The following is a 14,536-nucleotide window of genomic DNA, read 5'->3' as shown; positions in this document are numbered from 1 at the left end:
CATTTACAGTGCGTCATTGCTACGACTCGCACCAATACAGATTAGTAGCCGGCTAAGAAAATGCCGGCTTCTGAAGGGTATTTCGCTGATCAGATGACAATTCGCAGGCATTGGCCGGCGTGGTACAGCGAAAAACCAGCCTCGTACAGGCAACTGCGCAGGCCCACGCCGGCCAGCGGCTGCATCGGCGCAAACGGAATCGGCAGGGCCTGGGGATCCTGGTGACACAAATAGTCGGCAAATGCCTTGCCGACCACGCTGCCGGTGGTCACGCCACGTCCGTTGTAGCCAGTGACCGCCACCAAGCCGGGCGCGGGTTCGAAAAGACGCATCAAATGGTCTGGGGTAAAGGCGATGCAGCCGGTCCAGGTGTATTCCCAGTCCACCGCCTTGAGGAACGGGAAGTAGTGCTGCTGCACACGGTCAGCCCAGGCCTTGAGGAACCACACAGGTTTCTGGTTGCCATTGCCCAGGCTACCGAGCAACAAGCGCCCCTCGGCATCGCGGCGGATGCTGCTCAGCACTTGACGTGTGTCCCAGGAACCCTGGCCGCCCGGCAGGATTTGTTGCGCAGCGTCATCACTCAATGGCGCCGAAGCCACCTGGTAGTAATAGCCGGGGAAAAAATTGCGCCGCAGCTCGGTCCACTCGCCTTCGGTGTAGGCATTGGAGGCGATCACCACTTGTGCAGCCTGCACCGCGCCCTGGGCAGTTTGCACCGACCACTGCTGGCCCTGGCGTTCCAGTTGCGTCACCGGGGAATGGTCGAACAACTGCCCGCCCAGGCTCATCGCCGCATTGGCCAGGCCGCTGGTGTAGGCCATCGGGTTCAAGGTGCCTGCACGCCGGTCGAGCAAGGCCGCAGCGATCTTTTTGGTGCCGGTGGCCTGCTCGCACGCAGCGCCGGTCAACAACTCCACGGGCGCACCACGGCGCTTCCATTGTTCTTCGCGGCTGCGCAGGTCGGCTTCGCCACGGGCGTTGTGCGCCATGTGCAATGTGCCCTCGCGGCGCAGTTGGCAATCAATCTTGTACTTGTCGATCAAGCTGAACACCAGGGACGGCGCGGCGCCGAGCATACGGTTGAGCTGGCTGCCCACCGCCGGGCCGAAACCGGCCTCGATGTCGTCCGGGGGAATCCACATCCCGGCGTTGACCAAACCCACGTTACGCCCCGAACCGCCATGGCCGGTGCGATGGGCCTCCAGCACGCAGACACTTTTGCCTTGCTCCAGCAGGTGGATGGCCGCCGACAATCCGGTGATACCGGCGCCGATCACACACACATCCACCTTGACCTCGCCCGTGAGCGCGGCGCGATCTGGCCGGCCAGGGGTCAGTTGTTCCCACAAACACGCTTCGCGTAATGGCATTGCCAGACTCCGGGATGAGACCTAACAAACAATTGTTGAACTGCAAACCCGATCAACTATGGGAGCTGGCTTGCCTGCGATAGCGGTATTGGATTCGCCATCGCAGGCAAGCCTGCTCCCACATTGACCGCATTTCGGCTGGAGGCTCAGTCGAAGGTAATGCCCTGGGCCAACGGCAATTCCAGCGAATAGTTCACGGTATTGGTCTGCCGGCGCATGTACCCGCGCCACGCATCCGAACCCGATTCACGCCCTCCGCCGGTTTCTTTCTCACCGCCAAACGCGCCACCGATCTCCGCACCACTGGGGCCGATATTGACGTTGGCGATCCCGCAATCGCTGCCTACCGCCGACATGAACTGCTCGGCCTCGCGCACATCGGTGGTAAAGATGCACGACGACAAGCCCTGCGGCACCGCGTTGTTCAGGCGCAAGGCCTCGGTAAAGTCCTTGTAGCCGACCACATACAGAATCGGCGCGAACGTTTCATTGCACACCACGTCGCTCTGCTCGGGCATTTCCACAATGGCCGGCGACACGTAGTAAGCGTCGGGGAACTGCTCCTGCAACTGGCGCTTGCCACCAAATACCTTGCCGCCTTCGCTCAGGGCCTGCTCCAGGGCGTCCTGCATGTTTTCAAAGCTGTGTTTGTCGATCAGCGGGCCGACCAGGTTGCCTTGCAGCGGGTGGCCGATGCGCACCTTGGAATAGGCAGCCTTGAGGCGTGTGACGATTTCTTCTTTGACCGACTCATGGGCGATCAACCGGCGCAGGCTGGTGCAACGCTGGCCGGCGGTGCCCACCGCACTGAACAGGATGGCGCGCACGGCCATGTCCAGGTCGGCGCTGGGGCCCAGGATCATTGCGTTGTTGCCGCCCAGCTCAAGAATGCTGCGGGCAAACCGCGCGGCGACCTTGGGCGCCACTTCGCGGCCCATGCGCGTGCTGCCGGTGGCGCTGATCAGTGCCACCCGTGGATCGTCCACCAAGGCGGCGCCGGCGTCACGCCCGCCAATGACCACCTGGCAGAGGTACGGCGGTGCATCGCTGAAGTTTTTCGCGACCCGCTCGAACAGCGCCTGGCAGGCCAGGGCGGTGAGCGGGGTCTTTTCCGAAGGCTTCCAGATCACCGCGTTGCCGCACACCAGCGCCAGCGCGGTGTTCCACGCCCACACCGCCACCGGGAAGTTGAAGGCGCTGATCACGCCGACCACGCCCAGCGGGTGCCAGGTCTCACGCATATGGTGGCCAGGGCGCTCGGAGGCGATGGTCAAGCCGTACAACTGGCGCGACAGGCCCACGGCGAAGTCGCAGATGTCGATCATTTCCTGCACTTCACCCAAGCCTTCCTGGGTGATCTTGCCCGCTTCCCAGGACACCAACTCGCCCAGGTCAGCCTTGTACTCGCGCAGCAGGTCGCCGAACTGGCGCACCAGCTCACCGCGACGGGGCGCCGGCACCTTGCGCCAGGCGTCGAATGCATGCTCGGCGCGACTGACCTGCTGCTCGACCTCGGCGGCCCCTTCCCAGTGCACACTGGCGATGCGGCTGCCATCGATGGGTGAATGCACAGGCTGTTTACCGGCCTGGTACAACGCCGGGTCTACGCCGAGACGATCAAGCAATGCGGCAACCATGGGTCACTCCTTCAATCCACACAAAAATTGCGCCGCGACCAACACGACGATCAGCGCTTATTTGTAGCTGGCCCGGGACTTGCCAACAAACGACGTTTAGGCGAGATATCATTCCGTTTATTCATGCCAAAACAAAAAAGAGGCAGGCCGTGCTCAATAAAAGACATTTGCCCTCGATCACCGCCCTGCAGTGTTTCGAGGCCGTGACCCGCCACCTGAGTTTCACCCGTGCCGCCGAGGAGCTGAACCTCACCCAGAGCGCGGTCAGCAAGCAGGTCGCGCAGTTGGAAGAGCTACTGCAACACCTGCTGTTTCGCCGGGTGCGCCGCCGCTTGCAGATGACCCCGGCGGGCGATCTGTACCTGGTGGAAGTGCGCAAGATCTTGAGCCAGGTGGAGATGTCGACCCACTACCTGCGCTCCTACGGCGGCGAGACCGAAGTATTGCGCGTGTCCACGCCCTACACCTTCGGCGCACGCTGGCTGGTGCCGCGCCTCAAGGGCTGGCGCCTGCGCCACCCGCAGATTCACCTGGACCTGTGCAACGAGCAGACCCCGGACGAGTTGCTGCAAGGCAAGGCCGACCTGGCGTTTTACTTCGGCGCAGGCTCGCGGCCGGGCACCGAGAGCCTCAAGTTGTTTAGCGAGGAACTGGTGCCGGTGTGCGCCCCGGAGAGCCTGCCGGCCCAGCCCTTGCGCGACCCCACGCAACTGAGCGAACTGGTGCTGCTGCAAAACGCCTCGCGCCCCCAGGGCTGGCACGACTGGTTCGCCAGCCTGGGCTACCAGACCGAGCACAGCTACCATGGGCCGCGTTTTGACACCTTCTATATGTGTATCAGGGCGGCGCAGGTGGGTTGTGGCGTGGCGCTTTTGCCGCGTTTTCTGGTGGAAGAAGAGCTGGCGGAAGGCAAGTTGGTGATCCCATGGCAGCATGGGCTGCCCAGCCAGGATGCGTACTACCTGGCGTACCCGGAGCATTCGGCGGAGGTGCCCAAGGTGCGGGATTTTGTGAAGTGGATGATGGAGCAGGTTATTTAGCCCCTGGAATGCTCCCACATTTGGAATGCATTCTCCTGTGGGAGCTGGCTTGCCTGCGATGACGCCAGAGGCCACGACAAAAAAACCTCTGGCAAAACAACACAGGTCTATGCGCCACTAGCGCCATTCTTGTTTGGAGATTCCCGTTATGAGCGAGAGTGTGTTTGCCGATCGCATCGTGCAGAACCTGCTCGACACCGACTTCTACAAGCTGACCATGATGCAGGCGGTGCTGCACAACTACCCCAATGTGGAAGTTGAATGGGAATTCCGTTGCCGTAACAGCGAAGACCTACGCCCCTATCTGGCAGAAATCCGCTACCAGATCGAGCGTCTGGCCGAGTTGAGCCTGAGCCCGGACCAGTTGGGCTTTCTGGAACGCATCAGCTTTATGAAGCCGGACTTCCTGCGCTTCCTCGGCCTGTTCCGCTTCAACCTGCGCTACGTGCAGACCGGCATCGAGAACGGCGAGTTGTTTATCCGCCTGCGCGGCCCGTGGCTGCATGTGATCCTGTTTGAGGTGCCACTGCTGGCCATCGTCAGCGAAGTGCGCAACCGCTATCGCTACCAGACCATCATCCTGGAGCAGGCCCGCGAGCAGTTGTATCGCAAGTTCGACTGGTTGAGCGCCAACGCCAGCAGCGACGAACTGGCCGAGTTGCAGGTCGCGGACTTCGGCACCCGCCGGCGCTTCTCCTACCGCGTGCAGGAGGAAGTGGTGAATGTGCTCAAGCACGACTTCCCCGGCCGTTTCGTCGGCACCAGCAACGTGCACCTGGCCCGCGAGCTGGACATGAAGCCCCTGGGCACCATGGCCCACGAATGGATCATGGCCCACCAGCAACTGGGCCCGCGGCTGATCGACAGCCAGATCGCCGCCCTCGATTGCTGGGTCCGTGAGTATCGTGGCCTGCTGGGTATTGCCCTGACCGATTGCATCACCACCGACGCCTTCCTCAGCGATTTCGATCTGTACTTCGCCAAGCTGTTCGACGGTCTGCGCCATGACTCCGGCGACCCGGTGCAGTGGGCCGAAAAAGCCATCGCCCATTACCATAAGCTGGGCATTGAGCCGATGAGCAAGACCCTGGTGTTCTCCGACAGCCTGACGCTGCCCAAGGCCCTGGAGATTTTCCGTGCGCTGCGCGGTCGGATCAATGTCAGCTTTGGCATCGGCACCAACCTGACCTGTGACATTCCAGGTGTGGAACCGATGAGCATCGTGCTTAAAATGACGGCCTGCAACGGCCAGCCCGTGGCGAAGATTTCCGATGAGGCGGGCAAGACCCACTGCACGGATCCGAACTTCGTCGCCTATTTGCGCCACGTTTTCAAAGTACCTGCCATCTCTAGCGAGGAGTGAATCATGCAAGCCGTACAGCGTGAGATTGCCCAACAGCTCAAGGTCCAACCACCGTTCCAGGACCACGCTGCCCTTGAGGCGGAAGTGGCCCGGCGGATCACCTTTATCCAGGACTGCCTGCTCAACTCGGGGCTCAAGACCCTGGTGCTGGGCATCAGCGGCGGCGTCGACTCCCTGACCGCAGGCCTTCTGGCCCAACGGGCGATCAAAGAGCTGCGCGCCCTCAAAGGCAATGACGCTTACCGTTTTATTGCGGTGCGCCTGCCCTACGACACGCAGTTCGACGAACACGATGCCCAGGCCTGCGTCGACTTTATCAACCCGGACGAGCGCCACACGGTCAATATCGGCCCGGCGGTCAAGGCCCTGGCCAATGAAGTCGCCGCTTTCGAAGGCAAGGCCGCGGCATCCCGTGATTTTGTGCTGGGCAATACCAAGGCGCGGATGCGCATGGTCGCGCAGTACACCATCGCCGGCGCAGCGAGTGGCCTGGTGATCGGTACCGACCATGCGGCGGAAGCGGTCATGGGGTTTTTCACCAAGTTCGGCGATGGCGCTTGCGACCTGGCACCGTTGAGCGGGCTGGTGAAGAACCAGGTACGGGCGATTGCCCGGCACTTTGGTGCGCCCGAGTCGCTGGTGGAGAAGGTGCCGACTGCGGACCTGGAAGACCTGTCACCGGGCAAGCCGGATGAAGCGTCCCATGGCGTGACCTACAGCGAGATCGATGCGTTCCTGCACGGCCAGCCGGTGCGGGAAGAGGCGTTCAGGATTATCTGCGAGACCTATCGCAAGACTGAGCACAAGCGGGTGATGCCGTTTGCGCCTTGAGGTAGGCCTGGTGCTTGTGTATTGATTGTTAGACCGCTATCGCGGGCAAGCCCGCTCCCACATTTGAATGTATTCACAAATCAAAATGTGGGAGCTGGCTTGCCTGCGATGAACGATAACGCGGTCTTGAGCCTTACTTCAGGGTCACAGTGCCTTTCATCATCGCGATGTGGCCTGGGAACGAGCAGAAGAACATGTACTTGCCGTCAGCCTTGAGCTTGGACACATCGAAGGTCACCGAATCGGTTTCACCGGCGCCGATGAGCTTGGTATGGGCGATGATGCGGGTATCGCCTTCTTTCAGGTAGTTCTTGTCGATACCAGCGGCCATGCCGTCGGTTGCAACAGGCTGCATATCAGCTTCAGTGGTCAGCACCCAGTTATGGCCCATGACGTTCTTCGGCAGGTTGCCGGAGTGTTTCAGATCAACGGTGAACGTCTTGCAGCTCTTGTCGATTTCAATGGCCTTGGTGTCGAAAGACATTTGGTCGGTGGAGTCGACAGTGACCTTGCACTCTGCAGCAAGCAACTGGCCGCTAGCCAGCGTCAGCAGGGAAACAGCAACGATTTTGGCAAACATGTGAATCTCCAAGGCAGGGTTTAAAAAACGCATGTGCGACAAGGGTGCCTGAGGCAGGCAAATGTTCCAATGATCTGAATCAACAGATTGTATACAACTTTAGGCTATCAGACTGATCGACAGAATCAACCGGCCAAAGTGCCGCACACGACCTATGATCGGCCCATCTTTACTTCCTGGAGTCCGAGCCATGCACCTCAACAGCCTGTTGCGCAGCTTGCTTGCCACTTACGCCTGTGGCGCCAGCGGTACTTACGAAACGGTTAATGTCGACTAACGTTTAATTGGTAGAGGCAATTCTGAAACCCGATTAACCCTTGGGGCGCGTTTAAAGGCAGAATAGCCGCCGCTCAACCTCACCTTCGACCCCAGAGGATCGCCCATGGCAAAACCTAATTACTCCTTCGCCAAACGTCAGAGAGACTTGGCCAAGGAACAGAAGAAAGAGGAAAAGCTGCAACGCAAGAAAGCTGCGGCCGACGAAGAAGCAGGCGCACTGAACCCGGATGCCGAAGGTGAAGTGACTGCTGATGACACTGAAACCCCGAAAGACCCTGCACCTGAGGCCTGAACACCCGCCTCAATGAATACCTGACCTGTATGTGGCGAGCGGGCTCGCCCTAATGCCGTTCAGTTAAGCCTTTTTGTAGGAGCGAGCTTGCTCGCGAAGAACTTGAGAGCGCCGCGTTTACCTAGCAAACACGCGTTATCGTTGACGTCCTTCGCGAGCAAGCTCGCTCCTACAGAAAGCAGAATCCGCTTAACTGAACGGCATTAGGGCTTGCCCCGCGTTGGGGCGCGACGCGGCCCCAGAAATGGGACTGCTGCGCAGTCCAACGCGGGCGATGCGGCGTTCCGACAAGCCCGCTCGCCACAACACGGGAACCATCGGTTATTCCAGCGGCATCACCGTTACCCGTACTTCCGGGTCATGGCTCCCTCCTCCCAGAATCACCCCGCGCAACGGCGAAACATCTGAAAAATCCCGGCCCCAGGCCAGGGTGATGTGTTCCAGTGCCGGCTGCACATTGTTCGTCGGATCAAAATCCACCCAGCCCGACCGCGGGCAAAACACCGAGACCCACGCGTGCGACGCATCGGCGCCGATCAGCCGTGGCTGGCCGGGCGGTGGCTGGGTCAGCAGGTAGCCACTGATGTAACGTGCCGCCAGGCCCCGTGAGCGCAGGCAGGCGAGCATCAGGTGGGCAAAGTCCTGGCACACCCCCCGTCGACGCTCCAGCACCTCCACCAGCGGCGTGGCGACCTGGGTGGCTTCGGCATCGAAGGTGAACTCGCTGAAGATTTTCTCCATCAACGCCTGCACCCCCAACAACAACGGGCGGCCGGGCGCAAAGCAGCTCTCGGAGAACTCGACGAAGTTTTTCTTCAAGTGCACGTAGGGCGATTCGAAACGATAGCGGCACGCCTCGATCGCCTCGGCCGACAACGGCTGGCCGCTGTAGGTCAGGCTGTTGCGGGTCTGGTCCCAGGGCGGTGACTGGCTGAAATCCAGCACAGGCCGGGCCAGCACTTCCACGGTCAAGCCGGCGTTGACCAGCAATTCATCATGGGGCCGTTCGAATGCCAGCCGGGTGATCGGGTTGCCGAACACGTCCAACTCATCGCGGCGCGCGGTCGGTTCGGGGCTGATCTGCAACTGCCGCGAGGTGCAGCGCTGCCAGGCGCAGGGGCGCGGCCACAAGTGCGCCAGTTGCTGGGCCAGGGACACCGGGCTGTCGTAGTGGTAATGGGTATCGTGGAAAATCTGATAGCGCGCGCTCATTACACCGACACCGTTTGCTGGCTGACATCATCCACGTGGGCAAAATGGCGCAGGGCCAGGCGATCAGAGACCTGCCCGCTTTCATCGGCGACGGCCTGCAACAGGTCCGCCAGGCCATCGAGGGCCGCACGCACGCTGGCGTCGCGAAACAACGGGTTCTCCAGGCAACCCAGGTCAAAGCGCGCCAGGCGCTCCACCAGCGGTGCCAGGCCGGTCTCCCGGGGTACGCCGAAGTCATCGTTGAGCCGGCGCAAGGTGCGGCTCACCAGCTTGAGCTGGAACAACACCGCGTGGGGGTTCTGTTCATCCAGCAGCAACAGGTCCAGCACCGGAATCAATTGCGGCACCGCCAGGTAGCGCGAGCGGTAGGTAATGCTGCTGTTGCCCAGTTCCAGCAGCCATTCCAGCCCCGCCTGGTCGAACACCGCCACCCCGCGCAGGAAGGCCGCGAGGCTGCTGCTGAGAAACTGCAAACGCTCGATGCGCCGGCCCATCATCAAGAAGCGCCAGCCTTCGTCACGGGTCATGTCGTCGAGGGCAAAACCGGACAAGGCCGCCAGGGACATTACCAGGCGGTTGAGGAAGTCCAGCAGTTCGCCAAAATCCGGCGTCTCGCTTTCCAGCTCCAGGGCTTCGCGCTGCAACTCCACCAGAGCCTGCCAGTTCTCCCGGGACAGCTTGCCGCGCACCTGGGACGCCGCCCACTGCAGACGCTGCAGGTTGGCGCGCAGGCTCGATGGCCAGTCATCACCGAGCAGGGCCTGCAGCAGGCGCTCGGGCAACTCGCCCTCCTCCGGCAGCAGGCGCAGGCTTTCCCCCAGCTCCACGGCGGCCTGCAAGGCCAGCGGGTCGTCGCCATCGACATAACGGGCAAGCACGATGCGCAGCCAGCGCGCACTGTTGTCGCAACGCTCGCAGTAACGACCGAACCAGAACAGGTTTTCTACGACCCGCGACGGCAGGTACGGGTCGCGACGCACCAGGTCATGGGTGCCGATCGCCCGCTGCGCGCGCCATTGCTCGCCACCGGGGGCACGCTCGCCCAGCACCCACGTGTCCTTGCTCGCCCCGCCACGCTGCATCGACACCACTTCGGCGTCCGCCTGCGCGGCCACGCGGGTCAGGCCGCCCGGCAGCACCCGGTAGCCATCCTCACCGGCCACCGCGTACACGCGCATGCCGATGGCGCGATGTTGCAGATGATCATCCACGGTGTGCCAGACCGGCGCCTGGGACAGCTGCGCCAGTTCCTGGGCCACATAAGCATATGGGCGCGCCTGCATACGTTCGGCCAGGGCCTGGCGTTGTTCGTCGTTCAGGTCGCGGCCAAACACCGGGGCAAAACTTTGCGACGGGAACGCCGGCTTGATCAGCAGTTCCGGCAGTTTTTCCAGAGCTTCGGCCAGCACCGGCGCTTCGCCGCACCACCAGGTGGCGATGGACGGCAGGATCAATTCTTCGCCAAACAAAAACTGATTGATCTTGGGCAGGAACCCCAGCAGCCCAGGCGATTCCAGCACGCCGGCGCCCAGGGCATTGGCCACCAGCACATTACCCTGGCGTACCGCGTCCAACAGGCCCGGCACACCCAGGGCCGAGTCAGTGCGCAGTTCCAGGGGGTCGCAGAAATCATCGTCCAGCCGGCGCATGATCGCGTGCACACGGCGCAGGCCGCTGAGGGTCTTGAGGTACACGGTGCTGTCGCGCACGGTCAGGTCGCCGCCTTCTACCAATGGGTAGCCAAGCTGACGGGCCAGGTACAGGTGCTCGAAGTAGCTTTCATTGAAGCGTCCCGGGGTCAGCAGCACGATCAGCGGTGGCTGCTCATCGCCGGGCGCCTGGCGGGCCAGGGTTTCCTGCAGGGTGCGGAAGAATCCGGTGAGGTGCTGCACCTGCAAGTCGCGATACAAATCCGGGAATGCGCGGGAAACGATGGTGCGGTTTTCCAGGGCATAACCGGCGCCGGAGGGCGCCTGGGTACGGTCCGCCGTGACCCACCAGCGACCGTCCGGGGTGCGCGCCAGGTCCACCGCATACAGATGCAGGAACACCCCATCGGGCGGCTGGATGCCCTGGCACGGCCACAGGAAGTTGTTATGTCCAAACACCAGCTCTGCCGGCAGCAAGCCTTCGGCAATCAGGCGTTGCGGGCCATACAGGTCGGCCAGCACCGCGTTGAGCAACCGCCCGCGCTGGGCAATGCCCGCCGCCAAATGCGCCCACTCATCCGCCGCCAATACATGGGGTAGCAAGTCCAGCTCCCAGGGACGGTCGGCGCCCTTGGGGTCGGCGTAGACGTTGTAGGTCACGCCGTTTTCCTGGATCTGGCGGGTCAGCAGTGCCTGGCGCTGGGCCAATTGCGCCGGGGTGCTGCGTTGCAGATGGTCGAGCAGGCGCTGCCAATGGGCGCGCACCGCGCCGCTGTCGTCCAGCAGTTCGTGATAAGTGCCCGCAGTCAGCGGGTAACGGTCGAGCAAGTCGGACATGGAACGCTCGGCAGGGGCAAGGGAAGGCAGATTAACTCACAAACACTGCAAATCTACTGCAGGAGCTGGCTTGCCGGCGATGGCGGTGTGTCAGTCAGGCATATTCCAACTGATCCACCGCCATCGCCGGCAAGCCAGCGCCTAGGTAGGATTGTGTTTAGTCATTTTTATGGGCAAAACGCCGTAGGTCCAGGGTCATAGGCAGTTCATCGTTAATCACCACCGGTGGTATCGGCAGCTTCCCGGGGCTATGGCCCAAGCGGAAAAACCGCGCCATGCGCCGGCTCTCCGCTTCATTGGCATTCACCGGCAAGCTGTCGTAATTGCGCCCGCCCGGATGGGCCACGTGGTACTGACAACCGCCCAGGGAACGCTGCATCCAGGTATCGAGCAGATCAAACACTAGCGGTGCATGCACCGGGATAGTCGGCTGCAAGCAATTGGCCGGTTGCCAGGCGCGATAACGTACGCCCGCGACGAACTCACCCACCCGACCGGTGGCGTGCAGCGGCACGGCCACGCCGTTGCAGGTCAGCACATAGCGCTGGGGTGGCAAGCCGCTGAGTTTCACCTGCAAACGCTCAAGGGATGAATCCACATAGCGCACCGTGCCGCCCGCCGCGCCCTCCTCGCCCAGCACATGCCAGGGCTCCAGGGCCTGGCGCAGTTCCAGCTCGATGCCGCTGACGGCATAGTCGCCCACCTTGGGAAAACGGAACTCCAGGTGTGCGGCAAACCATTCGGCACGCAGCGGATAACCGGCCGCGTTGAGTTCGACGATCACGTCGGCAAAGTCCTGCTCGATAAAGTGCGGCAGCAGGAACCGGTCGTGCAGCTCCGTGCCCCAGCGCGCCAGCTTTGGCGGTGCGTAGGGCTCACGCCAGAAGCGCGCCACTAGGGCTCGCAATAGCAACTGCTGGGTCAGGCTCATGCGTGCGTGAGGCGGCATCTCAAAAGCGCGCAGCTCCAGCAGGCCCAGGCGGCCGGTGGCGCCGTCGGGGGAGTAGAGCTTGTCGATGCAAAACTCGGCGCGGTGGGTGTTGCCGGTAACGTCGATCAGCAGGTTGCGCAGCAAGCGGTCCACCAGCCACGGCGGGCATTCCTCGCCCGGCGCGGGCATCTGCGCGAAGGCGATTTCCAGCTCATACAGCGCATCGTTGCGCGCCTCATCCACCCGCGGTGCCTGGGAGGTCGGGCCGATAAATAGCCCGGAAAACAGGTACGACAAGGACGGGTGGTTGTGCCAGTAGCTGATCAGGCTGCGCAGCAGGTCCGGGCGGCGCAGGAACGGCGAATCCTTGGGCGTGGCGCCGCCCAGCACGAAGTGGTTGCCGCCGCCGGTGCCAGTGTGGCGCCCGTCGATCATGAATTTTTCGGTGGTCAGGCGAGTTTGCCGGGCTTCTTCATAGAGGAACTCGGTGCGTTCCACCAATTCATCCCAGGTTGTCGATGGCTGCACGTTGACTTCGATCACGCCTGGGTCGGGCGTGACGCGGAAGTTGCTCAGGCGTGGATCGCTCGGCGGTTCGTAGCCTTCCAGCAGCACCGGGCAATGCAGTTCCTGGGCGGTGGCCTCGATGGCGGCCACCAGTTCCAGGTAGTCCTCGACCCGCTCCAGGGGCGGCATGAACAGGTAGAGCCGCCCCCCTCGCGCTTCGGCACACAACGCGGTACGGGTCAGCCAGTCGGCGGACTCGTCGACCTTGGGCACACGCTCGTCGATGGCGGCGGGCTCGCCAGGCGCTGGCGCGGTGAAGGGCAGCTCCGGCAGGTCCTGATTGGGGTCGATCGGATGCACAAAGGGGTAGTCTGCCGCCGTCACCCAAGGCTGTGAGGCCAGGGGCAAGCGATAGCCCAGCGGCGAGTCACCCGGTACCAGCCGGCAATGGGTGTCGCGCAGGTACCAACGGCCACTCTGCCAGCGATCGTTGGCCGCCGTGCGCGCCAGGGGCAGCACATGGCCGATGACTTTATCCAGGCCCTGACTGAACACCTTGCGCAGGCGCTCGCGCTCCAGCTCATCGTCCAGGCGCGAATCCTGGGCGCTGACGTTCTGCGGCAAGGCACCTTCGCGCCACAGGTAGTAAAAATTGTCCTCGAAGGCCGGGAACACAAAGCGCGCGGAGAGTTTCAGGCGCTCGGCAATGCTCGCCAGGAAGCGCCCGGCCATCACGTCATCAGCGCCGTAGTCTTGCTGCTCGTCGGCAATCAACGCGTCGTTGTGCCAGACCGGCACGCCATCGCGGCGCCAATGGCAATTGAGCGACCAACGCGGCAGTTGCTCGCCGGGGTACCACTTGCCTTGGCCGAAATGCACCAGGCCCTTGGGCGCGTAGTGCTTGCGCATGCGCTGGAACAACTCGGCAGACAGCCGACGCTTGTCCGGGCCGAGGGCGGCGGTGTTCCATTCGGCACCGTCGGGGTCGTCGATGGAAACGAACGTCGGCTCGCCGCCCATGGTCAGGCGCACATCGTCCTTGAGCAGGTCGCCGTCGATCTGCCGGCCCAGGGCCTGGATCGCCAGCCATTGCTCTTCGGTGTAGGGCTTAGTCACCCGGGGGGCTTCCCAGATGCGCTCCACCGACATTTCGTGGGTAAATTCGCACTCGCAGGGTTCTACCAGCCCACTGATCGGGGCGGCGGACGATGGATCGGGACTGCAGGCCAACGGGATATGCCCTTCACCGGCGAACAGACCGGAGGTGGCATCCAGGCCAATCCAGCCGGCGCCGGGCAAATACACCTCGCACCAGGCGTGCAAGTCGGTGAAGTCCACTTCAGTGCCGGACGGGCCGTCGAGGGCCTTGACGTCGGCGGTGAGCTGGATCAGATAACCGGAGACAAACCGCGCCGCCAAGCCCAGGTTGCGCAGCAATTGCACGAGCAGCCAGGCCGAGTCGCGGCACGAGCCGGAGGCGTTTTCCAGGGTGAATTCCGGGGTTTGCACGCCCGGCTCCATGCGGATCAGGTAGCCAATATCCGCCGCCAGGCGCTGGTTGAGGCCGACCAGAAAATCCACGGCCGGCAGCGGCGTGCGGTCGATAGCGGCCAGATACGCGGCGAATTGTGGCGTCAGCGCCAGGGTTTCCAGGTACGGCGCCAGCTCGCGTTGCTCATCGGCGGCGTAGCTGAAAGGGATTTTTTCGGCGTAGGGCTCAAGGAAAAAGTCGAACGGGTTGAACACCGCCATCTCAGCCACCAGGTCGACTTCGATGCGCAGCTCATCGGTTTTTTCCGGGAACACCAGGCGCGCCAGGTAATTGCCCTGGGGGTCTTGCTGCCAATTGATGAAGTGCTGCTCGGGCAGCACCTTCAGCGCATAGGACAGGATCCGCGTGCGGCTATGAGCCGCCGGGCGCAGGCGCACGATCTGCGGGCCAAGCTCCACCGCACGGTCGTAGCGGTAATGCGTAACGTGGTGCAACGCGACATGAATCGACACG

Annotated in this window: 10 protein-coding genes; 4 read left to right on the top strand and 6 right to left on the bottom strand. The window is 62.6% G+C overall.

Going from position 1 to position 14,536, the window contains the following annotated elements; all coding sequences use genetic code 11:
* Window positions 1–89 precede the first annotated feature (89 nt).
* Together amaA and amaB are read right to left on the bottom strand one after the other, a co-directional pair.
* Window positions 90–1,373, bottom strand: a complete 1,284-nt coding sequence (gene amaA, locus JTY93_RS02560) for an L-pipecolate oxidase (protein ID WP_205476159.1) — start codon at window positions 1,371–1,373, stop codon at window positions 90–92.
* Between the two features lie 146 nt (window positions 1,374–1,519).
* The gene (gene amaB, locus JTY93_RS02555) at window positions 1,520–3,010 is read right to left on the bottom strand and encodes an L-piperidine-6-carboxylate dehydrogenase (RefSeq protein ID WP_205476160.1); all 1,491 of its coding nucleotides are present in this window, start codon (window positions 3,008–3,010) and stop codon (window positions 1,520–1,522) included.
* Window positions 3,011–3,159: 149 nt separating this feature from the next.
* Between amaB and JTY93_RS02550 the strand changes: the two genes are divergently transcribed.
* From JTY93_RS02550 to nadE, 3 genes are all read left to right on the top strand, one after another.
* Complete coding sequence (locus tag JTY93_RS02550) at window positions 3,160–4,050, top strand: LysR family transcriptional regulator (RefSeq protein WP_205476161.1); 891 nt, start codon at window positions 3,160–3,162, stop codon at window positions 4,048–4,050.
* Window positions 4,051–4,198: 148 nt separating this feature from the next.
* Window positions 4,199–5,413 (top strand): nicotinate phosphoribosyltransferase, encoded by a 1,215-nt coding sequence (pncB, locus tag JTY93_RS02545; protein ID WP_029300515.1) that lies wholly within the window; start codon window positions 4,199–4,201, stop codon window positions 5,411–5,413.
* Between the two features lie 3 nt (window positions 5,414–5,416).
* Window positions 5,417–6,244 carry an NAD(+) synthase gene (gene nadE, locus JTY93_RS02540; protein WP_205476162.1) on the top strand — a complete coding sequence of 276 codons (828 nt, stop codon included), beginning with the start codon at window positions 5,417–5,419 and terminating at the stop codon, window positions 6,242–6,244.
* Window positions 6,245–6,377: 133 nt separating this feature from the next.
* Here the strand turns inward: nadE and azu are convergent, their stop codons facing one another.
* The gene (gene azu / locus JTY93_RS02535) at window positions 6,378–6,824 is read right to left on the bottom strand and encodes an azurin (RefSeq protein ID WP_205476163.1); all 447 of its coding nucleotides are present in this window, start codon (window positions 6,822–6,824) and stop codon (window positions 6,378–6,380) included.
* 382 nt (window positions 6,825–7,206) lie between these two features.
* Between azu and JTY93_RS02530 the strand changes: the two genes are divergently transcribed.
* Entirely contained in the window at window positions 7,207–7,395 is a 189-nt protein-coding gene (locus JTY93_RS02530) for a hypothetical protein (protein WP_205476164.1), read from the top strand.
* A 321-nt stretch (window positions 7,396–7,716) separates the two neighbouring features.
* On the opposite strand, the gene JTY93_RS02525 is transcribed toward JTY93_RS02530, so the two are convergent.
* The 3 genes from JTY93_RS02525 to JTY93_RS02515 form a co-directional block, all read right to left on the bottom strand.
* Window positions 7,717–8,607, bottom strand: coding sequence for a transglutaminase family protein (locus JTY93_RS02525; protein ID WP_169992264.1), 891 nt, complete (start codon window positions 8,605–8,607; stop codon window positions 7,717–7,719).
* Window positions 8,607–11,093 carry a circularly permuted type 2 ATP-grasp protein gene (locus tag JTY93_RS02520; protein ID WP_205476165.1) on the bottom strand — a complete coding sequence of 829 codons (2,487 nt, stop codon included), beginning with the start codon at window positions 11,091–11,093 and terminating at the stop codon, window positions 8,607–8,609. Before JTY93_RS02520 ends, JTY93_RS02525 begins: the two co-directional genes overlap by 1 nt.
* 157 nt (window positions 11,094–11,250) lie before the next feature.
* A complete protein-coding gene (locus tag JTY93_RS02515; RefSeq protein ID WP_205476166.1) occupies window positions 11,251–14,535 on the bottom strand; it encodes a transglutaminase family protein in 3,285 nt (1,094 codons plus the stop codon).
* Between the last annotated feature and the right edge of the window lies 1 nt (window position 14,536).

Source organism: Pseudomonas hygromyciniae (genome assembly GCF_016925675.1).
Classification (GTDB): Bacteria; Pseudomonadota; Gammaproteobacteria; order Pseudomonadales; family Pseudomonadaceae; genus Aquipseudomonas; species Aquipseudomonas hygromyciniae.
Note: the sequence above shows the minus strand (reverse complement) of the source record. Positions and strands in the feature narration are given on the sequence as shown.